24 protein-coding genes are annotated in these 22,513 nt (G+C 71.0%); 6 read left to right on the top strand and 18 right to left on the bottom strand.

Features of this window, described 5'->3' with window-relative positions; genetic code table 11:
• The first annotated feature begins 151 nt into the window (after positions 1–151).
• Positions 152–670, top strand: a complete 519-nt coding sequence (locus tag E1161_RS24580) for a methylated-DNA--[protein]-cysteine S-methyltransferase (protein ID WP_132627108.1) — start codon at positions 152–154, stop codon at positions 668–670.
• On the opposite strand, the gene E1161_RS24575 is transcribed toward E1161_RS24580, so the two are convergent.
• Together E1161_RS24575 and E1161_RS24570 are read right to left on the bottom strand one after the other, a co-directional pair.
• Positions 614–1,309, bottom strand: coding sequence for a spermidine synthase (locus E1161_RS24575; RefSeq protein WP_132627107.1), 696 nt, complete (start codon positions 1,307–1,309; stop codon positions 614–616). The genes E1161_RS24580 and E1161_RS24575 overlap by 57 nt on opposite strands.
• Before the next feature lie 209 nt (positions 1,310–1,518).
• A complete protein-coding gene (locus E1161_RS24570) occupies positions 1,519–2,808 on the bottom strand; it encodes an MFS transporter (RefSeq protein ID WP_132627106.1) in 1,290 nt (429 codons plus the stop codon).
• An 80-nt stretch (positions 2,809–2,888) separates the two neighbouring features.
• Here E1161_RS24570 and E1161_RS24565 point away from each other — a divergent pair, with 80 nt between their 5' ends.
• Positions 2,889–3,836, top strand: coding sequence for a GlxA family transcriptional regulator (locus E1161_RS24565; RefSeq protein WP_207920380.1), 948 nt, complete (start codon positions 2,889–2,891; stop codon positions 3,834–3,836).
• A gap of 261 nt (positions 3,837–4,097) precedes the next feature.
• The gene (locus E1161_RS24560; RefSeq protein ID WP_132627104.1) at positions 4,098–4,751 is read left to right on the top strand and encodes a DUF4232 domain-containing protein; all 654 of its coding nucleotides are present in this window, start codon (positions 4,098–4,100) and stop codon (positions 4,749–4,751) included.
• A 5-nt stretch (positions 4,752–4,756) separates the two neighbouring features.
• Here the strand turns inward: E1161_RS24560 and E1161_RS24555 are convergent, their stop codons facing one another.
• From E1161_RS24555 to E1161_RS24520, 8 genes are all read right to left on the bottom strand, one after another.
• A complete protein-coding gene (locus E1161_RS24555; protein ID WP_235875281.1) occupies positions 4,757–6,205 on the bottom strand; it encodes a glycoside hydrolase family protein in 1,449 nt (482 codons plus the stop codon).
• Positions 6,205–6,639, bottom strand: coding sequence for a type II 3-dehydroquinate dehydratase (gene aroQ / locus E1161_RS24550; protein WP_132627103.1), 435 nt, complete (start codon positions 6,637–6,639; stop codon positions 6,205–6,207). The genes E1161_RS24555 and aroQ overlap by 1 nt, the downstream gene beginning before the upstream one ends.
• Entirely contained in the window at positions 6,636–7,745 is a 1,110-nt protein-coding gene (gene aroB / locus E1161_RS24545) for a 3-dehydroquinate synthase (protein ID WP_132627102.1), read from the bottom strand. The genes aroQ and aroB overlap by 4 nt, the downstream gene beginning before the upstream one ends.
• A 121-nt stretch (positions 7,746–7,866) precedes the next feature.
• Positions 7,867–8,382: a shikimate kinase gene (locus E1161_RS24540; protein WP_235875280.1), complete on the bottom strand. Its 516-nt coding sequence runs from the start codon at positions 8,380–8,382 to the stop codon at positions 7,867–7,869.
• A complete protein-coding gene (gene aroC / locus E1161_RS24535) occupies positions 8,382–9,587 on the bottom strand; it encodes a chorismate synthase (RefSeq protein WP_132627100.1) in 1,206 nt (401 codons plus the stop codon). The genes E1161_RS24540 and aroC overlap by 1 nt, the downstream gene beginning before the upstream one ends.
• 48 nt (positions 9,588–9,635) lie before the next feature.
• Positions 9,636–10,217: a prepilin peptidase gene (locus E1161_RS24530; RefSeq protein ID WP_132627099.1), complete on the bottom strand. Its 582-nt coding sequence runs from the start codon at positions 10,215–10,217 to the stop codon at positions 9,636–9,638.
• 148 nt (positions 10,218–10,365) lie between these two features.
• Positions 10,366–10,821: a PTS sugar transporter subunit IIA gene (locus E1161_RS24525; protein WP_132627098.1), complete on the bottom strand. Its 456-nt coding sequence runs from the start codon at positions 10,819–10,821 to the stop codon at positions 10,366–10,368.
• Entirely contained in the window at positions 10,818–11,180 is a 363-nt protein-coding gene (locus E1161_RS24520; protein WP_268951421.1) for a glucose PTS transporter subunit EIIB, read from the bottom strand. The genes E1161_RS24525 and E1161_RS24520 overlap by 4 nt, the downstream gene beginning before the upstream one ends.
• Positions 11,181–11,312: 132 nt before the next feature.
• On the opposite strand from E1161_RS24520, the gene E1161_RS24515 reads away from it, so the two are divergent.
• From E1161_RS24515 to E1161_RS24505, 3 genes are all read left to right on the top strand, one after another.
• Positions 11,313–12,080: a GntR family transcriptional regulator gene (locus tag E1161_RS24515; protein WP_132627096.1), complete on the top strand. Its 768-nt coding sequence runs from the start codon at positions 11,313–11,315 to the stop codon at positions 12,078–12,080.
• Positions 12,081–12,168: 88 nt separating this feature from the next.
• On the top strand, positions 12,169–13,425 hold the full coding sequence (locus tag E1161_RS24510; RefSeq protein WP_132627095.1) for a PTS transporter subunit EIIC: 1,257 nt from the start codon (positions 12,169–12,171) through the stop codon (positions 13,423–13,425).
• A 42-nt stretch (positions 13,426–13,467) separates the two neighbouring features.
• Complete coding sequence (locus E1161_RS24505; protein ID WP_132627094.1) at positions 13,468–13,731, top strand: HPr family phosphocarrier protein; 264 nt, start codon at positions 13,468–13,470, stop codon at positions 13,729–13,731.
• A gap of 223 nt (positions 13,732–13,954) precedes the next feature.
• On the opposite strand, the gene E1161_RS24500 is transcribed toward E1161_RS24505, so the two are convergent.
• From E1161_RS24500 to E1161_RS24465, 8 genes are all read right to left on the bottom strand, one after another.
• The gene (locus tag E1161_RS24500) at positions 13,955–14,809 is read right to left on the bottom strand and encodes a shikimate dehydrogenase (protein WP_132627093.1); all 855 of its coding nucleotides are present in this window, start codon (positions 14,807–14,809) and stop codon (positions 13,955–13,957) included.
• Positions 14,796–15,998: an endolytic transglycosylase MltG gene (mltG, locus tag E1161_RS24495; RefSeq protein ID WP_132627092.1), complete on the bottom strand. Its 1,203-nt coding sequence runs from the start codon at positions 15,996–15,998 to the stop codon at positions 14,796–14,798. The genes E1161_RS24500 and mltG overlap by 14 nt, the downstream gene beginning before the upstream one ends.
• Positions 15,995–16,468, bottom strand: coding sequence for a Holliday junction resolvase RuvX (ruvX, locus tag E1161_RS24490; protein WP_132627091.1), 474 nt, complete (start codon positions 16,466–16,468; stop codon positions 15,995–15,997). Before ruvX ends, mltG begins: the two co-directional genes overlap by 4 nt.
• Positions 16,465–19,140: an alanine--tRNA ligase gene (alaS, locus tag E1161_RS24485; protein ID WP_132627090.1), complete on the bottom strand. Its 2,676-nt coding sequence runs from the start codon at positions 19,138–19,140 to the stop codon at positions 16,465–16,467. The genes ruvX and alaS overlap by 4 nt, the downstream gene beginning before the upstream one ends.
• A gap of 83 nt (positions 19,141–19,223) precedes the next feature.
• Positions 19,224–19,508: a hypothetical protein gene (locus tag E1161_RS24480; protein WP_132627089.1), complete on the bottom strand. Its 285-nt coding sequence runs from the start codon at positions 19,506–19,508 to the stop codon at positions 19,224–19,226.
• Complete coding sequence (locus tag E1161_RS24475) at positions 19,505–19,912, bottom strand: DUF948 domain-containing protein (RefSeq protein WP_132627088.1); 408 nt, start codon at positions 19,910–19,912, stop codon at positions 19,505–19,507. Before E1161_RS24475 ends, E1161_RS24480 begins: the two co-directional genes overlap by 4 nt.
• A gap of 192 nt (positions 19,913–20,104) precedes the next feature.
• Complete coding sequence (locus E1161_RS24470) at positions 20,105–21,067, bottom strand: 2-hydroxyacid dehydrogenase (RefSeq protein ID WP_235875279.1); 963 nt, start codon at positions 21,065–21,067, stop codon at positions 20,105–20,107.
• A 62-nt stretch (positions 21,068–21,129) separates the two neighbouring features.
• Positions 21,130–22,485 (bottom strand): replication-associated recombination protein A, encoded by a 1,356-nt coding sequence (locus E1161_RS24465; RefSeq protein WP_132627087.1) that lies wholly within the window; start codon positions 22,483–22,485, stop codon positions 21,130–21,132.
• Between the last annotated feature and the right edge of the window lie 28 nt (positions 22,486–22,513).

Raw genomic sequence — 22,513 nt, 5'->3', positions numbered from 1 at the left:
GATTGGCCTTCGTCCGACGGCCGTTTGCTGGAAGCCGCCAGGACCTTGCGCCCCGCACCCGCTCCGCGCAACTCGGGGACCCGGAGATCCGCAGGTGAGCCGATCTTCGAAGCGCGGCCGGGGTGTCGGTGGCGGGCGCTACGCTGGGCCGGTGGAGCTGACGTGGAGCACCGTGGCGGGACCGGTCGGGGACATCACCGTGGTGGCCTCCGAAACCGGTGTGCGGCACGTCGCCTTCGCCGGTCCCGAGATCGCGCTCGCCGAGTTCCCCTCGGCCGAGCCCGGCGGCCTCGCCTGCCAGGCGACGGGACAGCTCGGCGAGTACTTCTCCGGCGACCGCCGGGAGTTCCAGCTCGGGATCGACTGGACCGAGCTCGACGGGCTTCGGGCGCACGTGCTGCGGACGCTGCACGAGCTGGTGCCCTTCGGCGAGACCGTCAGCTACAAGCGCCTCGCGGAGCTCTCCGGCAGACCGGAGGCGTCCCGCGCGGTGGGGTCGATCATGGGTACCAACCCGGTGCCGCTGGTCGTGCCGTGCCACCGGGTGCTGGCCTCCGGCGGCGGGCTCGGCGGCTTCGGCCCCGGCCTGGAGGCCAAGCGAAAACTGCTGGTGCTAGAGGGAGTCCTGGAACCCAGCCTGCTGGAACTCGACCTGGTGCGAGACGAATAGGTGGTAGGTCGTCTCGCGCTGCCCGAGGGAGACCGGGATGACCAGTTCGGTGCAGTCGCCGAAGACGTCCCGCATCGCGGCGAGCAGTTCGGGCGAGGCGTCGGCCGACCACACCGCCAGCGTGCCCCCGGGGGCGAGCTTGTTCTGGCAACGCCGGAGGAAACCCGGTCCGTAGAGGGCCGAGTTCTCCTCGTAGACGAGGAAGTCCGGGCCGTTGTCGACGTCGAGCAGCAGCACGTCGCACCCACCGTCGGGCTGCTCGCCCAAGACCGAGGCGATGTCGCCGACGCTGATGCGCACCCGCTCGTCGGACACCGCGTCCGCCGTGCCAGGTACCAGCCCGTCGCGGTGCCAGGCGACGAGGTCGGGTTCGATCTCCACCACGTGCACCTCGCGCACGCGCTCGTCGGCCAGCACCTCGCGCAGGGTGAAACCGAGGCCGAGGCCGCCGATGAGCACCCGGAGCCCGCCGGAGCGCGCGAATCGGCCGAGGGTGGCGGTGGCCAGCATGCGTTCGGTCTCGGTGCGCGCGGTGTCCATCACGAACACGCCGTTGACCCGCAGTTCCAGCGCGTCGTCACGGCGCATCAGCACGAGCTCACCGCGCTCGCCGACCGCACGGGCGAGAAGCTCAGACATGACCCCGGAGATTACCCCGCCGTTCCCACCGCGCGACGACAAATGGCAATTTCGCAGGTCAGCCGATCTGAACCGATCCTCGCCCGGCTGACGCGGTGAACCCGCTGGTCACGTGCCGGGAGCCGAGCGCTGCACCACCCGGCCCACGTCCTGCTGATCTCTTCGGCCTATTTCCCGATCTTGGGAGCGCTCTCAGAATGGGCCGTGCCTCAGGCGCCCGCCCGGGCCGGATTCGCGCCCCGGTCCGCGGCGGGTCGCCTGGGGGCGTTTCTCCGGATCGATACGGAGAAGGCCGTCGCCAGCAGGCAGAGCAATCCCGATCCGTACCAGGCCAGCGCGTAGTCGCCGAAGTGGTCGCGGATCAGCCCGGCCCCGCCGGCGACGGCCGCCGCACCCACCTGGTGAGAGGCGAACACCCAGCCGAACACCACCGAGGCCTTCGGCCCGAAGTGCTCCCGGCACAGCGCCATCGTCGGCGGGACCGTGGCGACCCAGTCCAGGCCGTAGAAGACGATGAACATCACCATCTCCGCTCCCGACGTCGGGGCGAACAGCTGCGGCAGCACGAACAGCGAAGCGCCGCGCAGCGTGTAGTAGACGGCCAGCAGCACGCGCGGGTTGATCTTGTCGGTGAGGTAGCCCGACGCCACGGTGCCCAGCACGTCGAAGACGCCGATGAGCGCGAGCAGCCCGGCAGCCATCGTGGTGGGCATGCCGTGATCATGCGCAGCGGGCACGAAGTGGGTGTTGACCAGGCCGTTGGTGCTGGCCCCGCAGATCGCGAAACCGCCTGCCAGCAGCCAGAAGGCGGGAGTCCGGGCCGCATGCGCAAGCGTCTTGATCGCGAGCACCGCGGGATTTCCCCCGTCCTGCGGGACTTCCGGCTCTTCACCGGTGGCACCGTAAGCGGAAATCCCCAGATCGCGCGGGTGTTCGCGCATGACGAGCCAGACGATGACGGCGACCAGAAGCGCGGCGGCGGTGATGGTCAGCGAGGCCGCGCGCCAGCCCCAGCTCTCGACCAGCATCGCCTCCACCGGCAGGAAGACCAGCTGGCCGGTCGCGCTGCCCGCCGTGAGCACACCGCTGACCAGGCCGCGCCGGGCCACGAACCAGCGATCGACCACCGTGGACACGAACGCCAGCGCCATCGAGCCGGTGCCCAGACCCACCAGCAGGCCCCAGCACACGATCAGCTGCCACGGCTCGGTCATGAACACCGTCAGCCCGCTGCCCACCCCCACGAGCACCAGCGCCGATGCGGTGACGCGCCGGACGCCGAAGCGCACCATCAGCGCCGCGGCGAACGGCGCGGTCAGCCCGAACAGCAGCAGGTTGAGCGACACCGCCGCCGAGATCAATCCGTGCGGCCAGCCGAACTCCCGGTGCAGCGGATCCATCAGCACCCCGGGTGCCGACCGGAAGGCGGCGGCCCCCACCAGAGCGATGAACGCGACGACGGCGATCGACCAGGCGGGGTGGACCCGCGCGGGAAGCATGCGAACCATGGTGACCAGCGTGATCGAGTGCTGGAGGCCTAGCCAGTGGCCGGAGGGACAAGATGTGGGAAGATTCGGCCATGAGGCCGCATCGGATCGCAGTGCTCGGCGTGGAGGCCGTCGTCGGGTTCGACCTGGCGATACCGCCGCAGATCTTCGCGGGCGCCACCGGACCGGACGGACCGCTCTACGAGGTGCGCGTGTGCAGCATCGACGGCGGACCGCTGGCCACGAACAGGGGTTTCACGATCCTGCCCGAGTGCGGTACCGACGCACTGCTCGAGCCGGACACGGTCATCGTCCCCGGCGTCGACACCGACACCTTCACCGAAGATCCCAAGGTCACCGACTACCTGCGGAACCTGCCCGCGGGCACCCGGATCATGTCGATCTGCACCGGCGCGTTCGTGCTCGCCGCCGCGGGCCTGCTCGACGGCCGTCCGGCGACCACGCACTGGGCGCACGCCGACCGGTTCCGCGAGGTGTTCCCGCATGTCGAGCTCCGTCCGGACGTGCTGTTCGTGGACGACGGTGACCTGCTGACCTCCGCAGGGGTGGCCGCCGGGATCGACCTGTGCCTGCACGTCCTCCGCGCCGACCACGGCAGCGAGATCGCCAACCGGGCGGCGAGGCGCAACGTCGTCCCGCCCTGGCGCGACGGCGGGCAATCGCAGTTCATCGAACGAGCGCTGCCCTCCCCCGGCGCCACCGGCACCGCGCCGACCCGCGAATGGCTGCTGCACCGGCTCGCCGAACCGCTGACGCTGGAGGCGATCGCCGCGCACGCGGGCATGAGCGTGCGGACCTTCACCCGGCGGTTCCGCGAGGAGACCGGCACCTCGCCGCTGGACTGGCTGCTGGGACAGCGCATCGAGCACGCGCGGCACCTGCTGGAGCACACCGACCTGCCGATCGAGGAGGTCGCGGTCGCCTCCGGGCTCAGCACCGCCACCTCGCTGCGCAAGCACCTGCGCGCCCGGCTGGGCATCGGTCCGGCCGCCTACCGGCGGACCTTCCGCCAGGACTAGGAGAGCTGTCCGGGGCGGCGCCAACGGCAGGACTTGAGCTGCTCCGTGGTCTCCGCGCGCCGCTCCTCATGCTTGCCAGCACACGGCGTCCCGGCGCACTCGCCACGAAGCTGAAGAACCCGCGGCGGTGCGAGCTGAGTCCACCGCGGCTCCGCCGCACCTTCGAACAGGGACTGGTCGCCTCCGCTCACGGGTCCGAGCAACCTCCACGACCGATGCGCGTCTTCTCGAGTGAGTGATCGGCGCGGAGAGGTGGAGGACATGACTCGTGAGAAGATCATCCTGGTGGTCACCGCCGCACTGCTCACCGCCGGTCTCAGCGCCTGCGACGAGAACGGTGCGACCTCTTCCAGCACGGTCGGCGGCGGCTCCTCCCCGGGGCCGCAGGCGCACTCCGGGGCGACCGGGAGCACCCCGGCCGGCGAGCTGCCGCCGGCCGAGACGGTGACCTCGAAGGCCGAGGCCGACCCGGCACCGGAGACGCGGCTGTGCGAGGTGGGGGACCTGGCCGTGACGGTCGAGTACGTCGACGCGGGCGCGGGAACCGTGCACCACGCGCTGCGGTTCACCAACTCCGGCACCAGCACCTGCGAGGTCCAGGGCTTCGCCGTGGTGTCCTACGTCGGCGGCGACGACGGTCACCAGATCGGCCGGCCAGCGAACCGCGAGGGCAGCAAGGGCCCGGCCATCACCCTGCACCCCGGCGGACAGGCGTGGGCACCGCTGGCGGCCACGCGCGCGGAGAACTACGACTCTGCCACCTGCCACCCGGAGGAAGCCCGCGGCCTGCGCATCTACCCGCCCCAGGAGTACGACTCGATGTTCGTTGCCCTGAGCGGGACGGCCTGCGCCAACCCCGACCTCCCGGGCGAGCAGCTCGTAGTGAAGACCCTCCAGCAGGGCACACCATCCTGAGCCGCTCAGGGCCGGAGGTCACCTCGGGCGGGGTGAGATCGCCACTGCCCCTGGGTGACGTCGATGATGGGCGAGGCGTTGGTTCGCGCGGTTTCCGGGGTGACTCGCCAGAGGCCGCCGCTGGTGTCGAGGAGACCGACCTCGCCCGCCGGGGAGCGCAGGGCCGGAGCTCCGGAGGCGATGTCGGCGATCACCGGTAGGGCGTTCACGGGATCCGGGCGGTCGTCGAGGACCTCCACCGCGACCGTCTCGGCCACCGAGCGGCGCTCGAACCGGACCCTGGCGCCGTCGTGGACGAGGTCGACCGTGCGGACCGGTGAGGGAACCGCGAAGCCGTCCAGCGCACGGGCCGCCCTCGGAGCGGTGCCGCAGCCGTCGGCGTCGGCGATGTCGATGCCGAAGTGCCGGATGTCGGTGGGAGCCGGTGCGAGCGCGGTGGCGCGCAGGACGTCGACCGGCACCGCATCGCACGGATCCGCTGTGGAGGGTCGAATCCAACCCTCGCCGTCGCGGACCAGTCCCGGACCTTCCTGCCACGGACCGGGGATCGTCACCGGCGCGTAGGGGTGGCGGGTGAATTCCCGGTCCCAGAAGGTGATCTGGGTTCCGCCCGTGGTCTGGTGCGCGATGGCGAAGGCGTCCAGCGTCGGCGAGTAGGCCCAGTCCGCGCTGAACGCGTCGACGACCGACCGGCCGCGCTCGCCACCGGCAGGCCGGAAACCGCGCTCGGTCAGCGCCTGGACGTCCTCGCCGAACAACGGATCTCGCGACCGCAGCACGAACTGCCCGGCACCGTTCCAGCCCGCGCCCTGGGCCGTGGTGTCGGTGAACAGCAGGTAGAACCAGCCGTCCAGGAACACCGCCGAGGGCTGCCCAGCGCCGTAGACGTTGCCGCGCGGGACCTCGCCCGCCGCGGTCACGACCGGCGCGGCACCACGGGTCCACGCCATGCCGTCCGCGCTGGTCGCGACCCCGATGGCGTTGCCGTGCGCGTGATCGCCCGCCGCGCCCGTGTAGTAGAGGTAGTAGCGGTCGCCCACGTGCAGCACCGACGGATCGCAGGTGTGCATCCCGTCGAAACGCCCCGGCTCACCGGCGAAGACGGGCACCGCCGACGACGCGCCTTCGGCGAACGGACCGTCCGGTGAAGCCGCCGAGGCGTGCAGGACGTCGTCGCCCGCAGGCCCCACTCCCGGCAGCTGACTGCACCACCACGCCCGGTACCGGCCGCCCTCGGACAGCACCGACGGCCCGTAGTTGTAGGGCGCGGGCAACCCGCCCGCCGCCACCACACCGGGGCTCCCGCGCTCGGCGGCGACCCGCAGCTCCACCGGCTGCGGCACCGGAACCGGCCGCTGCCGCTGCACCACCTGCGTCACCGGCCTGCCGTCGACCTGCGTGCAGCCCGCGAGCAGCGCGACCGCGACCAGGCACAACGGCAGCCGGCCGCGCACTACTCCCCCGCGTTCTCGGCCAGCCAGCGGATCGCCAGCGGATACCCGGCCACACCCAGACCCGCCACCACCGCGGTCGCGATGTCGGACAGGTAGCTGGTGTGCCGGAACGGTTCCCGCTTGTGCACGTTCGAGATGTGCAGCTCGACCAGATGAGCGGTCAGCTGCGAGGCGGCGTCGCGCACCGCCACCGAGTAGTGCGTCCACGCGCCCGCGTTGAGCACCACCGGCCAGGACGCGTCGGCGGCCTCGTGCAGCCAGCCGACCATCTCTCCCTCGTGGTCGGTCTGCCGGACCTCGACCTCGACGCCGAGGTCCTCGCCCGCCTCTTCACACATCGACACCAGGTCGGCGTAGGTCGTGCTGCCGTAGACGGTGGGTTCGCGCTTGCCGAGCCGGCCGAGGTTGGGTCCGTTGAGGACGAGGACCTTCACAGCAGCACCTCCGTGCTCGACTTGCTCCCACCGCCGGTGATCACCGAGTACGCGGCGGCGATCAGCGACGGGTCCGGGCCTTCCAGCCGTTCCGGCTTGGCCAGACCGTCGAGCACCACGAACCGCAAGACACCCGAGCGGTTCTTCTTGTCGGCCTTCATCCCCTCCATCAGCGAGCCCAGCGCGTCCGGGTCGTAGGTGGTGGGCAGGCCGAGCAGGTCGAGGATGCGCTTGTGCCGGTCGGCGGTGTCGTCGTCGAGACGCCCCGCCAGCCGCGCCAGTTCGGCGGCGAACACCAGGCCGACGCTGACCGCGGCCCCGTGGCGCCAGCGGTAGCGCTCGCGGCGCTCGATGGCGTGGGCCAGCGTGTGCCCGTAGTTGAGCACCTCGCGCAGGTGCGATTCCTTGAGGTCCGACGACACGACGTCGGCCTTGACCTGGATGGAGCGGCGGACCAGCTCGGCCAGCACGTCACCGCTCGGGTCGGTGGCGGTGTCCGGGTCGGCCTCGATGAGCCGCAGGATCTCCGGGTCGGCGATGAAACCGGCCTTGACCACCTCGGCCATGCCCGCCAGGAGTTCGTTGCGCGGCAGCCCTTCCAGCGTCGTCAGGTCGCACAGCACCAGGCTCGGCTCGTGGAACAGGCCCACCAGGTTCTTGCCCGCGTCGGTGTTGATGCCGGCCTTGCCGCCCACGGCGGCGTCGACCATGCCCAGCAGGGTCGTGGGCACGTGCACGGCCTTCACACCGCGCATCCAGGTACCTGCGACGAACCCGCCGAGGTCGGTGACCGCGCCACCGCCGAAGGACACCACGACGCCGTCGCGGTCCATGCCGATCTTGCCCAGCACCTCCCAGCAGAACCCGGCGACCTGCAGGCTCTTGCCGTCCTCGGCGTCGGGGATCTCGACCCGGTGCGCGTCGATGCCGGCCTCGGTCAACTCCTCGCGGACCGCCTCGATGGTGGCGGTGATCGTGGGCTGGTGCACCAGCGCGACGCTCGACGCCCCGCTGAGGAATTCCACCAGCTCACCGAGCAGGCCCCGGCCGACGACCACGTCGTAGGGCTGCTGGCCGTTCACGCTGATCCGAACCGGTTCGGTCATCGTCGTCCCTTCGGCGATCGAGGTGTTCTCAAGAGAGTATCGAGGTCGTTCTGCGCGGCGGGGCGAGCAGGAGGACCTGAGGGGTTCCGTGGACTGCGCGCGCCACTCCTCGTGCATGCCACTAGCAGGCGAGTGCGGCGAGGTCGGCGACGACCCGGTCGACGACCTGCGCGGGTTCGAGCTCGTCGGTGGCGACCTCCACGGCAGCCACCGAGCGGTAGATCGGCAGGCGCGCGTCCAGGAGGGCCTTGAACGTGGCACGCGGGTTGATCCCGGCCAGCAACGGGCGCGCGGTGGAAAGCCCCACGCGGCGCGCACCTTCGGCGAGCCCGACCGACAGGAAGACCACCGGGTGCCCGGCGAGCCGCTCGCGGGTCAGCTCGGACAACACCGCACCGCCGCCGAGGGCCAGCACGCCGTCGTGCTCGCGAAGCGCGGTGTCGACGGCCCGCTCCTCCAGCTCGCGGAAGGCGGGTTCACCGTCGTTGGCGAAGATGTCGGGGATCTCGCGGCCGGTGCTCTCGACGACGTCGGCGTCGGTGTCCCGGAACCGCACGTCGAGGTTCTCGGCCAGCAGCCTGCCGATGGTGGTCTTGCCCGCGCCGGGCGGGCCGATCACGATCGCGCGCGGCGACATCACCGCACCTGCCGCTTCTCCGCGCGCTCGCGCAGCGAGGCGAGGTAGCCCTCGACGTTGCGGCGGGTCTCCGGCAGCGAGTCGCCACCGAACTTCTCCAGCGCCGCCTCGGCCAGCACCAGCGCCACCATCGTCTCGGCGACCACCGCGGCGCGCGGCACAGCGGTGATGTCGGAGCGCTGGTGCATCGCCTGCGCGGGCTCACCGGTGACCATGTCCACAGTGGCCAGCGCGCGCGGCAGGCTGGAGATGGGCTTCTTGGCGGCGCGCACGATCAGCGGCTCGCCGTTGGTGATGCCACCTTCGAGGCCGCCGGCGCGGTTGCTGTCCCGGCGGACCCAGTTGACGCCCTGGTCGGGGTAGATCTCGTCGTGCGCGGCGCTGCCCCGGCGGTGGGCGTTGGCGAAGCCCTCGCCGATCTCCACGCCCTTGATCGCCTGGATGCTCATCAGCGCACCGGCCAGGCGGGCGTCGAGCTTGCGATCCCAGTGCACGTGCGAGCCGATGCCCGGGGGCAGGCCGTAGGCGATGACCTCGACGACGCCACCGAGGGTGTCGCCGTCCTTCTTCGCGGCGTCGACCTCGGCCATCATCCGCTCGGTGGCGGTGTCACCGAAGGCGCGCACGGGGTTCTCGTCGATCGCCGCCAGGTCGTCGGGGCCGGGCAGCACCTCGCCGGTGGCGTCCACGCCACCGAGGCTGACCACGTGGCTGACGATCTCCACGCCGAACAGCTGGCGCAGGAACTGCCGGGCAACGGTCCCGACGGCCACGCGCGCCGCGGTCTCGCGGGCGCTGGCGCGCTCCAGGACCGGGCGGGCCTCGTCGAAGCCGTACTTCTGCATGCCCGCGATGTCGGCGTGGCCGGGACGCGGGCGGGTCAGCGGCTCGTTGCGGGCCAGGTTGGCCAGCACGTCCTCGTCGACCGGGTCGGCGGCCATGACCTGTTCCCACTTGGGCCACTCGGTGTTGCCGATGCGCACCGCGATCGGACCGCCCTGGGTGCGGCCGTGCCGGACGCCGCCGATGATCTCGAGTTCGTCCGCCTCGAAGTTCATCCGCGGGCTGCGCCCGAAGCCGAGCTTGCGGCGCTCCAGCTGGGTCGCGATCTCGGTCGAGGTCACCTCGACCCCGGCCACCATGCCTTCCAGCACCGCGACGAGGGCGGGGCCGTGCGATTCTCCAGCGGTCATCCAGCGCAACACACCACAGATCCTGCCACGCTCTGCCCAGGAGGAACCCGCCCGGGTGGGTCACGGCCAGCTCAGCGTCACCAGCCAGGACGGAACCAGCACGGCCGGACCGTGCGCGACCGCCCCCGCACCCTTCCACAGGGCGCCGACCAGGGTGAACGCGGCAGCGGCTGCGACGACCCAGGCGACGGCGGTGACCGACGCGGCACCCACCACCGCGCCCAGGACCCCGGCGAGCTTGACGTCCCCCGCACCCATCGCGATCGGTGATATGAGCCTGACCACCAGGTACGTCCCACCGAACAGGACGAGCCCGGACACCGAGCCGAGCGCGACGCCCGGCCGGTGCGCCGCGACGACGGTCAGGAGCGCGGCGGCGACGGGGTAGGCGGGCAGCGTCAGGGCGTCGGGCAGCCGGTGGACCCGCAGGTCGCAGGCGCTGAGGACGACCGCGAGCCAGCCCAGGGCGAGCGGGATCGGCAGCCACCACCCCGGCGGCTGGCGGAGGGCCACCAGCGCCCACGCCAGCGACACCCCCGCCTCGCACCAGCCGGGCGGGACGGCGGTGCCCCGTCGGAGTCGGCTCAGCAGGTGGCGTCCCGCCCATCCGGCGAGGGCTCCGGCCACGATCAACGCGCTCATCCCGGCGACGGTACCGGGACTCCCGCACCGCGCGGCGGACGAACGGCGCGAGGGGTCGCGTGTCGGCACCCAGCCGAGGGCGTGGTCAGTCCTGGCCCGAACCGCCCGGGGTCGCCCGGTCAGTTCGGACCAGGACCTCCCCGCTGCCTCACCCCTCGAGGTTGAACAGCGCGTCTCCCGGGAGGACCTGGGTGTCCTCGCGGAGGTCCGCCAGGGACTCCGCCGGAGCGTCCAGGGCCACCACCGGGCAGATCGAGGAGTAGCCCTGGGACTCGACCTCCGTCGGGTTCCAGGTGATGATCTTCTGCCCGGCCTCGACCGCCTCGCCCGTGCTGACGTGCAGCGTGAAGCCCTCACCCTTGAGCTTGACCGTGTCGATGCCCAGGTGCACCAGCACCGCGCCGCCCGAGGACGCCGCGATGACGAACGCGTGCGGGTGCAGCGTCACGACCTGTCCCGCGACCGGGGCGACTGCGTCGCCCTCGCCGCCGGAGGGCTTCACCGCAACGCCAGGACCCACCATGGCCTGCGAGAACACCGGGTCCGGCACGTCGCTGAGCGACGTGGTCAGACCCGCTACCGGACTGCCGACCTCGGTGCTCACATCAGGTCCTCGATGTCGCCGGCCAGCGTGTCCGCCTCCGGTCCGACCACGACCTGGACGACCGTGCCCTGCACCATCACGCCGTGCGCGCCCGCGGCCTTGAGGCCCGCCTCGTCGATCTTCGAGCCGTCCTCGACCTCGCAGCGCAGCCGCGTGATGCACGGCTCGATCTCGACGATGTTGTCCCCGCCGCCCAGCGCGGACAGGATCGCCTCGGCCTTGTCCTGAGCCACCACGTGCTCCCTTCGTGCTCTCGCCGCCGCGGCCAGCGGACCGCGGCGCGACGATCTTGCGCCACGTGATGTCGATGCGGCAACGAAAGCAGAGCCTTGTTGACACCTGATCGCATGACGGCGCATTCTTCGCAACCAACTGGTTTAGACCGGACAGTACCAACGGCCGGTCACGGTTCTCATCCGAACCGGCGGCGAGTTCGCGACAGCGAGTTCGCGACAGCGAGCTCACGACAGGGTGGCACGACAGGAGGCGGCATGGGAGAAGGAACGAGTTCCCTCCAGCACTCGCCCTCTCGCGGCCTGCCCGACGGGCCGATGCCGAAACACGTGCAACTGCGGGAGATCCTGCGCGAGCTGGCCAGCGACGAGCTCCCGCACGGCGCCGCGGTGCCGTCGGAGCGCGAACTGGCGCTGCGCTACGGGGTCTCCCGACTAACGGTGCGCGAGGCGATCGGCCAGCTGGTCACCGAAGGTCTGCTGGTCCGGGTGCGCGGCAGGGGCACCTTCACCACGCGTCCGCGCATCGACTGGCAGGTGCACCTGGCCTCGTTCACCGAGGACATGCGCCGCCGCGGCATGCACCCCGAGACGGTGCTGCTCGACGCCGCCGAGGCCGTCCCGCCCCCGGCCACCGCGCACGCGCTCGCCCTGGCACCGCAGCAGACCGCGTTCTGGCTGTTCCGGCTGCGCAAGGCCGACGGGATGCCGATGGCCGTCGAACGCGGCTGGTACCACCCGGACTCAGTCCCCGACCTGCTCGACCAGGACCTCACCGCTTCGCTGTACACGCTGCTGTCCCGGCGGTACCGGCTCCAGCTGGAGTCGGGCACGCAGACCGTGCTGGCCGACGACGCCGACGCCGAAACAGCACGCCTGCTCGGAATCCGACCCGGGAGCTCGCTGCTGGTGTTCCGCCGGGTCTCCACCGCGCGAGGACGGCCGGTGGAGGACATGACGTCCTGGTACCGCGGTGACCGGTACCAGGTGACCATGCAGCTCGACCGCGAACCGGGCGAGCCGTGAGGCGAGAACCGGACACGACGAACCAGCGCACCACCGAAATCGTTCGCAATGATCGCCCGACCCCGGTGAACCAAGCAGGAGGTATCCGATGAGTTCCACCGCCGCCAAGGCGAAGGGGAGCAGCAGAGGACTCGCGCAACTGCAGCGCATCGGCCGCAGCCTGATGCTGCCGATCGCGGTGCTGCCCGCCGCTGCGCTGTTGCAACGGCTCGGCCAGGACGACCTGCTCGGCGCGGAAGGTCTCGGAGCCTCCCTCACCTGGTTGCAGACCGTCGCCGGTGTCATCGGCGCTGCCGGTGGCGCGCTGTTCGACAACCTGCCGCTGCTGTTCGCCATCGGTGTGGCGATCGGCTTCGCCAAGAAGGCCGACGGCTCGACCGCCCTGTCCGGCGCGGTCGGCTACCTGGTGCTGCACGGCGTGCTGACCCAGATCGCCGGCACCGAGGAAGGCACCTCGTTCAACAAGAGCCCCTACGGCGTGCTCGGCGGCATCGTCGCCGGTCTGGTGGCGGCCTGGCTGTGGCAGCGCTACCACCGCATCAAGCTGCCGGACTACCTGGGCTTCTTCGGCGGCCGGCGGTTCGTGCCGATCGTGACCGCGGTGGCGATGCTGGTCATCGGCGTGATCATGGGTCTGCTGTTCCCGCTCTTCGACGCCGTGCTCACCGCCTTCTCGGACGTGGTCACCCAGCAGGCGGTCCTCGGCGGCGGGCTCTACGGCCTGATCAACCGGCTTCTGCTGCCCTTCGGTCTGCACCACATCCCGAACAACGTGGTCTGGTTCCTCTTCGGCGACTACAACGGCGAGAAGGGCGACATCGCGCGCTTCTTCGCGGGCGACCCCACCGCCGGGACGTTCATGACCGGCTTCTTCCCGATCTTCATGTTCGCGCTGCCCGCGGCGGCGCTGGCGATCTGGCAGTCGGCCAAGCCCGAGCAGCGCAAGGTCGTCGGCGGTGTGATGATCTCGGTCGCGCTGACCTCGTTCCTGACCGGTGTCACCGAGCCGCTGGAGTTCTCGTTCATCTTCGTCGCGTGGCCGCTGCTGCTGATCCACGCGGTGCTGACCGGCACCTCGCTGGCGCTGGTCAACGCGCTGGACATCCACTCCGGCTTCGGGTTCTCCGCCGGTGCGATCGACTACCTGCTCAACTTCGGCATCTCCCAGGGCTCGATCTGGCTGATCCCGATCGGCCTGGGCTACGCGGTCATCTACTACGCGGTGTTCCGGTTCGTCATCGCGAAGTGGAACCTGCGCACCCCGGGTCGCGAGGAGGACGACAGCGCCTCGACCGATGCGGATAATGCCGGTGGGGGCGCTGCGCCGGCCACCGAGGAGAAGTGAGGCGGCGCGGGTCGGTGCCCCCGCCCCCGACGAAGGAGAGACATGTCTGAACGACGGGTCACCGTAGCGAGCAAGGTCGGGATTCACGCGCGGCCTGCGGCACTGCTGGCCAAGACGGCCGCGGCCCAACCCGTGGTGATCACCATCCGCAAGGAGGGCGACGAACCCGTCGAGGCGGGCAGCATCCTCGGTCTGATGACCCTGGGCGCCTCGCACGGCGACGAAGTGATCCTGGCCGCCGAAGGTGAGGGCGCCGAGGCGGCCCTCGACGAGGTCGCCAAGCTCGTGGCAACCGACATGGACTGACCCGGTGTCGAGACGACGGCGGCGCTTCCCCACCCGGAGGCGCCGCCGTTCTCGACGCCGCTGTTCCACCAGATGTGGATGTGGGGCGACGTGCACCGCCGCAGGCTCTGCGGTCTCGTGGCGAGTACGCCGCGACGCCGTGGAACCAGCACACATCACAGTGGCGCACGGAGACCGCGGAACCGCTGGTCAGCCAACCGCACCGCTGCTCAAGAACGAGCCCTCAACAGCCCTGCAGAGGCAGGGTGTGACCGGTGGCCGCGGCCAGGGCGTCCCGCATCGTGGCGCGCGGAGCCTCCCGCCCGGTGAAGTGCTCGACCTGGCCGAACGCCTGGTGCAGCAGCATGTCCAGGCCGGTGGCCAACCGGCCTCCGACAGCCCCGACGGCCTCGGCCAGCGGCGTCGGCCAGGGGTGGTAGATGACGTCGAGCACGCACGCGGACTTCGCGAGATCCCCCGCGTGCTGGTCCACCGCGCCGGCCGGGAGCGTCGAAACGACCACGTCGTGGCTGGTCGCGGCGTCGGCGAGGGTGATCGAGTCGAGCCGTTCGACCCGGACGCGCAGACCGATGCGCTCGGCCGCCTCCAACGCCTCCGCCGCCCGGGAGGGCTCGCGCACCGCCAGCGTCGCCTCGGACAGGCCCAGATCGGCGAATGCCGCCAGGGTCGCCACCGCCGTGCCGCCCGCGCCGAGGACGAGCCCCGCGTGACCGCCGGTGAAACCACCCGCCACCGTCAGAGCCCCGACGACTCCGTCGACATCGGTGCAGTCGGCGAACCAGCTCCCGTCCGAGCGGTGGACCAACGTGTTCGCCGCCCCCACCGCCTCGGCCCGGTCGGCGACCTCATCGGCCACCCGCAGCGCCGCGCGCTTGCCCGGCATCGTCACCGACAGCCCCGCCCACTCCGGACCGAGGCCGCCGACGAACTCCACCAGCCGCTCGGCGTCCGCCTCGACGCGCTCGTAGGTCCAGGGCAGACCGAGCGCGTCGTAGGCGGCACCGTGCAGGACCGGGGACAGCGAGTGCTCGACCGGTTGGCCCAGCACCGCCGCTCTCCGCTGATCAGAAAGCGCCACGTTCCTGCGCTTCCTTGATGAAGGCGTCGTGCTGCTCCTGGTCCTCCGCGAAGCAGGAGGTCCCGTCCGGGTAGCACTTCACGAAGTAGCGCCACTCACCCTCGGCGGGCCGCTCGGCCGCTCGCAACGCCTCCTTGCTGAACGCCGAGATCGGCGTCGGCGGGAGCCCGTAGTTCATGTACGTGTTGTACGGGCCGGGCCGCTGCCGGTCGGAGCTGTTGGTCAGCAGCGTCGGCTTGTCCAGCGGGTAGTTGATCGTGGAGTCCAGGCCCAGCTTCATCGCGGGCTGGCCGATCCGGTTCTCGATCACCCGCGCGATCTTCGGGAAGTCCTTCTCCAGCCCCTCGCTCTGCGTCAGCGAGGCGATGATCATCAGCTCGTACGGCGAATGGCCGCTGCTCTCCGCGAGGTTCGGCAGACCGGCCGCTTCGAGCTGCGCCGCCGACTTGGTGACCACGTCGCGCAGGACGTTCTCGGCGGACTCACCGGGCTTGACGTCGTAGATGCCCGGCATGATCAGGCCCTCGAGCCGACGCCGGGGCTCGGCCTTCGACGCATCGGCGACGGCCCACTCCGGCACGCCCAGCGTCGCCAGGTCCGCGGTCTCGGCCGCGCGGTGCATCTCCTCGGAAGTGGTGCACTTCGCGTTCTTCTTCGTGCACGTCGCCTCGGCGAGCTTGGTCAGGATGCCCGGCGTGTTGCCGCCGTTGGGCGCCGCCTGGTCCTCCAGCCGCATGCCGCCTCGGATGTCGACCCGGCCCACCTTCGCCTCGGCCGACAGGATGTGGCTGACCGCGGCCTTGCCCGACATCTTGTTGCGCATCAGGTAGTAACCGGGCTGGATCGAGTTGATCCGCTTGTTGTCGGCGGACGCCGAGGTGAACGCCTTGGTGCTGGCCACCACGTCCTTCTCGGACAGCGTCTTGCCGATGTCACCCACGGTGTCACCGGACGCGACCTCGATGATGACGCTGCCGGTGCCCTCCCCGTCGTAGTCCTCGTAGCCGGCGATCCGCAGGATCTGCAGCGCTCCGTACCCCACACCGCCGCCGACCAGCACCAGCACGAACAGGCCGGCCAGGGCGGTCACCCATCGGCGCCTCTTGCGACGTCGGAAGCGTTCCGGATCGGGGCGCCGTCGCCGGTGGTCCCCGGGCTCGTCCGCGAACAGTCCGAGATCATCGGTCACGGGAGTTCCTCTCGTGTTCTCTGCCCCCGGCCGTCCAGGTAAGCCTGCAAGATCTCCACCGCTGCCGCCTGGTCGACGACGGCGCGCTGCTTGTTCCCCCGCACGCCGCGCTTCGACAGCTTCCGGCTGGCCGTCACCGTGGTCAACCGCTCGTCGTGGAACCGCACCGGAACCGGCGCGACCTTCTCCACCAGCGCAGCCCCGTAGGACTGCGCGATCTCCGCAGCGGAACCGTGCCTGCCCGCCAGCGTCTTGGGCAGGCCGATCACGATCTCCACCACCTCGTGCTCGGAGACGAGGTCGGCGATCTTGGCGAGGTCGCTGCCGCCTTCCTCGTCCCGTCGCAACGTCTCCAACGGGGTCGCCAGCATCGGAGCGGGATCGCTCAGCGCGATCCCGACCCGGACCGCCCCGACATCGACACCGAGCCGACGTCCCGGGCGGAGGTCCGCCTGCTGGTGCTCGTTCACCCGCCTGCCACCACCCGGTCCACGCCGGTGCGCAGCGCACCGATGGCCGCGGTGATGCCCGCGGGGTTCGAGCCGCCGCCCTGAGCCATGTCCGGCTTGCCGCCCCCGCGACCACCGACCTCGGCGGCGAAGCTGGGAACCAGCTTGCCCGCCGCGATGCCCTTGTCGCGGGCCGCGTCGTTGACGCCGACCACGAAGCTGACCTTGCCCTCGTCGGCGGCCGAGAACAGCGCGACCACCGACGGGCGCGAGCCCAGTCGGCCGCGGATCTCCCCGGCCAGCGCGCGCAGCGCGTTGCCGTCCACGCCGTCCGGGACCTGCTCTGCCACCAGCGTCACGCCGTGCACGTCGGTGCCCTTGTCGGCGAGCTCACCGGCGGAGTTGAGCACCTGCGAGATGCGCAGCTGCGCGAGCTCCTTCTCGGCGCTGCGCAGCTTGCTGACCACGCCCTGGATGCGCTCGGGCAGCTCTTCGGCGGGAACCTTGAGCTGCTCGGCGAGCTGGGTGACCAGCAGGTGCTCCTTGCTGATGTGGCGCATCGCGTCCATGCCCACCAGCGCCTCGACGCGGTGCACGCCGGACCCGACCGAGGCGTCCGACACCAGCTTGACCACGCCGAGGTGGCCGATGCGCGGCACGTGGGTGCCACCGCACAGCTCGCGGGAGTAGTCGCCCATGTCGACCACGCGGACCTGGTCGCCGTACTTCTCGCCGAACAGCGCCATCGCACCGAGCTCCATGGCCCGGTCCATGCTGGTCGTGTAGGCGCTGACCTCGACATCGGTCTGCAGGTAGTCGTTGACCTCTTCCTCGACCCCGGCCAGCACGTCGGCCGACACCGACGAGGGGACGGTGAAGTCGAAGCGCATCCGGCCCGGCGAGTTCAGCGAACCGGCCTGCGCGGCGCGCTTGCCGTAGGCGCTGCGCACGGCCGCGTGCACCAGGTGCGTCGCGGAGTGCGAGCGCTCGATGGACTGCCTGCGGTGGGCGTCGACGGCGGCCTCCAGCGTGGTGTCCACGCCGAGCTCGCCTTCCAAGACCTTCGCGCGGTGCACGAACAGGCCGGGCACGCTGCGCTGCACGTCGAGCACCTCGATCGCGACGCCCGGGCCGACCAGCTTGCCGGTGTCGGCGATCTGGCCACCGCCCTCGGCGTAGAACGGGGTGCGGTCGAGCACCAGCTCCACCTCGGTGCCCGCCGACGCGCGGGGCGCCGGCTGACCGCCGACGAGCAGGCCGAGCACGCGGCTGTGCGACTGCAGGTCGGTGTAGCCGATGAACTCGGTGGTCCCGTGCTGGTCGAGCAGCGCGCGGTAGGTCGACAGGTCGCCGTGGCCGGTCTTGCGGGCCTTGGCGTCGGCCTTGGCGCGGTTGCGCTGCTCGGCCATCAGGTCCCGGAAACCCTGCTCGTCGACCGTCAGGCCCTGCTCGGAGGCCATCTCCAGGGTCAGGTCGATCGGGAAGCCGTAGGTGTCGTGCAGCTGGAACGCCTTGTCGCCCGCGAGGGTCTGGCCACCGGTCTTCTTCAGGTCGGTGACGGCCAGGTCGAAGATCTTCGAACCGGCGGTCAGCGTCGACAGGAACGCCTCTTCCTCGTTGCGCATCACCGAGTCGATGCGGTCGAACTCGGTGACCAGCTCGGGGTAACTCGGCGACATCGCGTCGCGCACGACCTGGGCGAACTCGCCCAGCACCGGTTCCTGCACGCCCAGCAGGCGCGTCGAGCGCACGATGCGGCGCAGCAGGCGGCGCAGCACGTAGCCGCGGGCCTCGTTGCCGGGGGTGACGCCGTCGCCGATGAGCATCACGCCGGAGCGGGCGTGGTCGGCGATCACGCGGAATCGCACGTCGTCCTCGTCGCTCGCGCCGTAGCGACGGCCGGAGAGCTCCTCGGCCTTGGCGATCACCGGGCGGACGAGGTCGGTCTCGTAGACGTTCTCCACGCCCTGCAGCAGGCAGGCCACGCGCTCGACGCCCATGCCGGTGTCGATGTTCTTGGTGGGCAGCTCGCCGATCGGCGGGTGACCGTCCTTGGGCGGCAGCTCACCCCTGATGTCCTGCATGAACACCAGGTTCCAGATCTCGATGTAGCGATCCTCGTCGACGACGGGACCGCCCTCCTTCCCGTAGGCGGGCCCGCGGTCGTAGTAGATCTCCGAGCAGGGTCCGCCGGGACCGGGAACGCCCATGTCCCAGTAGTTGTCCTTGGCATCGCGGGGCTGGATCCGCTCGGCCGGGATCCCGCAGACCTTCTGCCACAACCCGGCGGCCTCGTCGTCCTTCTCGAAGACCGTCACCCACAGGCGGGCCGGGTCGATGCCGTAGCCGCCGTCCGCCACCGACTTGGTGAGCAGCTCCCACGCGTTCTCCATGGCGCCTTCTTTGAAGTAGTCGCCGAAGGAGAAGTTGCCGGCCATCTGGAAGAACGTGTTGTGCCGGGTGGTCTTTCCGACCTCGTCGATGTCACCGGTGCGCACGCACTTCTGGATGCTGGTCGCCCGCGGGTACGGAGCCGGGGCCTCACCCAGGAAGTAGGGCTTGAACTGGACCATGCCCGCGTTGACGAACAGCAGCGTCGGGTCGTCGAGGATCAGCGACGCGCTGGGCACCACGGTGTGGCCGCGGCCCTTGAAGTGCTCGGTGAACCGGTGGTTGATGTCGTGGGTCTGCACTGGGAGTCCTTGGGAATCGGGTCAGGTCACGGAGACGGCTGTCGGTGTCGGCGAGCGGCCGGCGGCGCGGTGCGGCGCCTGCGTCAGCGGCCCGCCCGACGAGCTCGCCGCTCGGCGTCGTGATCGGCGGCGATCCGCCGGACCTGGTCCGCGTTCACGACCACATCCTGCAGCTCGTCTTCCCGTTCCTGCATCCCGGCGCGCACCTCGGCCCCGAACGAGCCGACCGCTCCAGCCAGTTCGCGCATGGCGCCGCCGACCTGCTCGGCCATCCCCGCGGGGGTCGCCTTCCGAGCGGTCTCGTTGACCTTGCGGGTCAGCGCGACTCCGGCTGCGATGCCCGCGCCGAACCAGAAAAGGCGCCTCACTTGCGCCCCCCTTTGTTCTTGCGGCGGAAGTGCCGTCCGGTCGGTTCCTGCTTGCGCTTCCGGCGGGCCTTCAGCGCCTTGCTCACGCCGTAGGAGAACGCCGCCGTCTTCACCAGCGGACCACCCAGTGTAGCCGTGAACAGCGACGACAACGCCGAGACGTTACCGCTGATGGTCTTGGCGTTCGAGGTGATGCCGTCGACTCGCTCCAGCTGCGTGTTCACGTGCGTGATCGTCGTGTTCGCGCCGGTGAAGATCGGGTCGCTGTTCTCCTGCGCCTTCTTAATCGCGGTGCTCGCCTCGTCCAAGGTCTTGCCGAGCTTGATCAGCGGCACCGCCAGCAGCAGGACCAGCAGCACGAACGCTCCGGCGACGATCAGCGCGGCGATCTGCGTGGGCGTCACGTGCCCTCCCGTATGTCCACGTCATGTCCTTGTCGAACCGGCGACTGCGCCGGTTCGTTGATCGTGCGCCAGGTTACCGGTGTATCCGCCAGCTACAAGCACCCGGGCCGCCGGGTCGAACCGCAGGTCCGCACCTCTTCGCGTCGGACGCGACGGGCACGCGCTGGAGGTATCGATGCGGTGACCGGTTGATCACGTGGTGACGGGTGTGAGCGGCTGCTGACCGGTCAGGACGGCGGCGACGTTGCGCGCGGCGAGCTCGGCCATCGCGGTGCGCGTCTCGGTGGTCGCCGAGCCGAGGTGCGGGGCGATCGCGACGTTGTCCAGCTCCAGCAAGCCGGGGTCGACGTCGGGCTCGTTCTCGAAGACGTCCAGTGCGGCCCCGCCGATGCGACCGCCCTCGAGGGCCGCGGCCAGGGCCTTCTCGTCCACGATCGGGCCTCGGCTGGTGTTGACGACGATCGCGGTGGACTTCATCGCGTCCAGCGCGGCGTCGTCGATGAGGTGGCGGGTGCTCTCGGTGAGCGGGCAGTGCAGTGAGATGACGTCGGCGGTGCGCAGCAGCTCGTCCTGCGGCAGGTACCGCGCCTCGAGCTCTGCCTCGACCTCCTGCGCCGCGCGGCGGCGGCCGGTGTAGGTGATGTGCATGCCGAAGGCGCGGGCGCGGCGGGCCACGGCCTGGCCGATGCCGCCGAGACCGACGATGCCCAGCGTCTTGCCCTGCAGTCCGGTGCCGAGCATGAACCCGAGGTGGAAGTTCCACGGCGTGCGGGAGCGCAGCAGCCGCTCGGCCTCGCCGAGTCGGCGGGTGACCGACAGCAGCAGCCCGAAGGCGAGGTCCGCGGTGGCGTCGGTGAGCACGCCCGGGGTGTTGGTGACGGTGACGCCGCGCCCGGTCACGGCGGGGACGTCGATGTTGTCGAAGCCGACGGCCACGTTCGCCACGACCTCCAGCTGCGGACCCGCGGCCTCGACGAACTCTGCGTCGATGCGGTCGTGCAGCATCGCCACGACGCCGTCGGCACCTCCGACGGCGGCGCGGAGCTCATCGGCGGTCAGCGGCCGGTCCTGGTCGCAGACCTGGACCTCGGCGACCTCGCGCAGCACCGCCACGGCGGACTCCGGAACCGTCCTGGTGACCACGACCTTGCTCACATCGACCTCCACGCTCGTCCTGCCCGGTTCGGCACGGTACCGCCTCGGACATCGGGCAGCGCTCAGTCCTCGTCGCGGATGATGTTGCGCAGTTTCGGGACCCGGTCGTGCAGCGCGCGTTCGGCGCCGCGCGGCGTGGGGTTGTAGTAGTCGCGCCCCATCAGCGACTCCGGCGGGTACTGCTGGGCCAGCACGCCTTCGGGCTTGTCGTGCGGGTAGCGGTAGCCCTTGGCGTTGCCGAGCTTCTGCGCTCCCGCGTAGTGCCCGTCGCGCAGGTGCGGCGGAACCGGACCGCCCTTGCCCGCCCGCACATCGCCCATCGCCGCGTCGATCGCGGTGATCACGGCGTTGGACTTCGGCGCGGTGGCCAGGTGGATGGTGGCCTGGGCCAGCGCCAACCGCCCCTCGGGCATGCCGATGAACTGCACCGCCTGGGCCGCGGCGACGGCGGTCTGCAACGCGGTCGGGTCGGCCATGCCGATGTCCTCGCTGGCGTGCACGACCAGGCGGCGCGCGATGAACCGCGGGTCCTCCCCCGCCTCGACCATCCGCGCCAGGTAGTGCAGCGCGGCGTCGACGTCCGAGCCCCGGATGGACTTGATGAAGGCGCTGGTGATGTCGTAGTGCTGGTCGCCGCCGCGGTCGTAGAGCACGGCCGCTCGGTCCACCGTGGATTCGACGGTGGCCAGGTCGATCTCGTCGACCCCGTTCGACACCGCAGATTCGGCCGCTGCCTCCAACGCCGTCAGCGCGCGGCGGGCATCTCCTTCGGCCAGCGCGACCAGGTGCTCCTCGGCGTCCTCGGCCAGTCCGACCGATCCGCCCAGTCCCCGTTGTTCGCTGACCGCCCGGCGCAGCAGCGCGCGGACGTCCTCGTCCTCCAGGCTGCGCAGCTGCAGCACCAGCGACCGCGACAGCAGCGGCGCCACCACCGAGAAGTAGGGGTTCTCGGTCGTCGCGGCCACCAGCAGCACGGTCCGGTCCTCGACCGCGCCCAGGAGCGCGTCCTGCTGGGTCTTGGAGAAGCGGTGCACCTCGTCGATGAACAGCACGGTCGCCTCGCCGGAACGTCCGAGGCGGCGGCGGGCCTCCTCGATGACGGCCCTGACCTCCTTCACCCCGGACGACAGCGCCGACAGCGCCGCGAACCGGCGTCCGGTCGCCTTCGACACGAGGTTCGCCAGGGTCGTCTTCCCCGTCCCGGGAGGCCCGTAGAGCAGCACCGACGCCGGAGCCGCCCCCTCGACCAGCCGTCGCAGAGGTGCACCGGCGACCAGGAGGTGCTGCTGCCCGACGACCTCGTCCAGGGACCGCGGCCGCATCCGCACCGCCAGCGGCGCGTTCTCGGCCAGCTTCTCCCCGGCCTTCTGCTCGGTCTCAGCCCCGAACAAGCCCTCGTCGAACAACCCCTCGCTCACGCCGCGAACCTGTCTCTTATACATACCT

It is taken from the genome of Saccharopolyspora aridisoli (genome assembly GCF_004348445.1).
GTDB classification, from domain to species: domain Bacteria; phylum Actinomycetota; class Actinomycetes; order Mycobacteriales; family Pseudonocardiaceae; genus Saccharopolyspora; species Saccharopolyspora aridisoli.
Note: the sequence above shows the minus strand (reverse complement) of the source record. Positions and strands in the feature narration are given on the sequence as shown.

What these genes read in the sequence shown, in the direction of transcription:
- E1161_RS24510 (WP_132627095.1), top strand. Translation starts at nt 12,169, where the DNA reads ATGAGTTCCACCGCCGCCAAGGCGAAGGGGAGCAGCAGAGGACTCGCG.
- E1161_RS24520 (WP_268951421.1), bottom strand. Translation starts at nt 11,180, where the DNA reads ATGCGCCGTCATGCGATCAGGTGTCAACAAGGCTCTGCTTTCGTTGCC.
- E1161_RS24540 (WP_235875280.1), bottom strand. Translation starts at nt 8,382, where the DNA reads ATGTCGCCGCGCGCGATCGTGATCGGCCCGCCCGGCGCGGGCAAGACC.
- E1161_RS24575 (WP_132627107.1), bottom strand. Translation starts at nt 1,309, where the DNA reads ATGTCTGAGCTTCTCGCCCGTGCGGTCGGCGAGCGCGGTGAGCTCGTG.
- E1161_RS24565 (WP_207920380.1), top strand. Translation starts at nt 2,889, where the DNA reads ATGAGGCCGCATCGGATCGCAGTGCTCGGCGTGGAGGCCGTCGTCGGG.
- E1161_RS24560 (WP_132627104.1), top strand. Translation starts at nt 4,098, where the DNA reads ATGACTCGTGAGAAGATCATCCTGGTGGTCACCGCCGCACTGCTCACC.
- E1161_RS24530 (WP_132627099.1), bottom strand. Translation starts at nt 10,217, where the DNA reads ATGAGCGCGTTGATCGTGGCCGGAGCCCTCGCCGGATGGGCGGGACGC.
- E1161_RS24515 (WP_132627096.1), top strand. Translation starts at nt 11,313, where the DNA reads ATGGGAGAAGGAACGAGTTCCCTCCAGCACTCGCCCTCTCGCGGCCTG.
- E1161_RS24570 (WP_132627106.1), bottom strand. Translation starts at nt 2,808, where the DNA reads ATGCTTCCCGCGCGGGTCCACCCCGCCTGGTCGATCGCCGTCGTCGCG.
- E1161_RS24505 (WP_132627094.1), top strand. Translation starts at nt 13,468, where the DNA reads ATGTCTGAACGACGGGTCACCGTAGCGAGCAAGGTCGGGATTCACGCG.
- aroB (WP_132627102.1), bottom strand. Translation starts at nt 7,745, where the DNA reads ATGACCGAACCGGTTCGGATCAGCGTGAACGGCCAGCAGCCCTACGAC.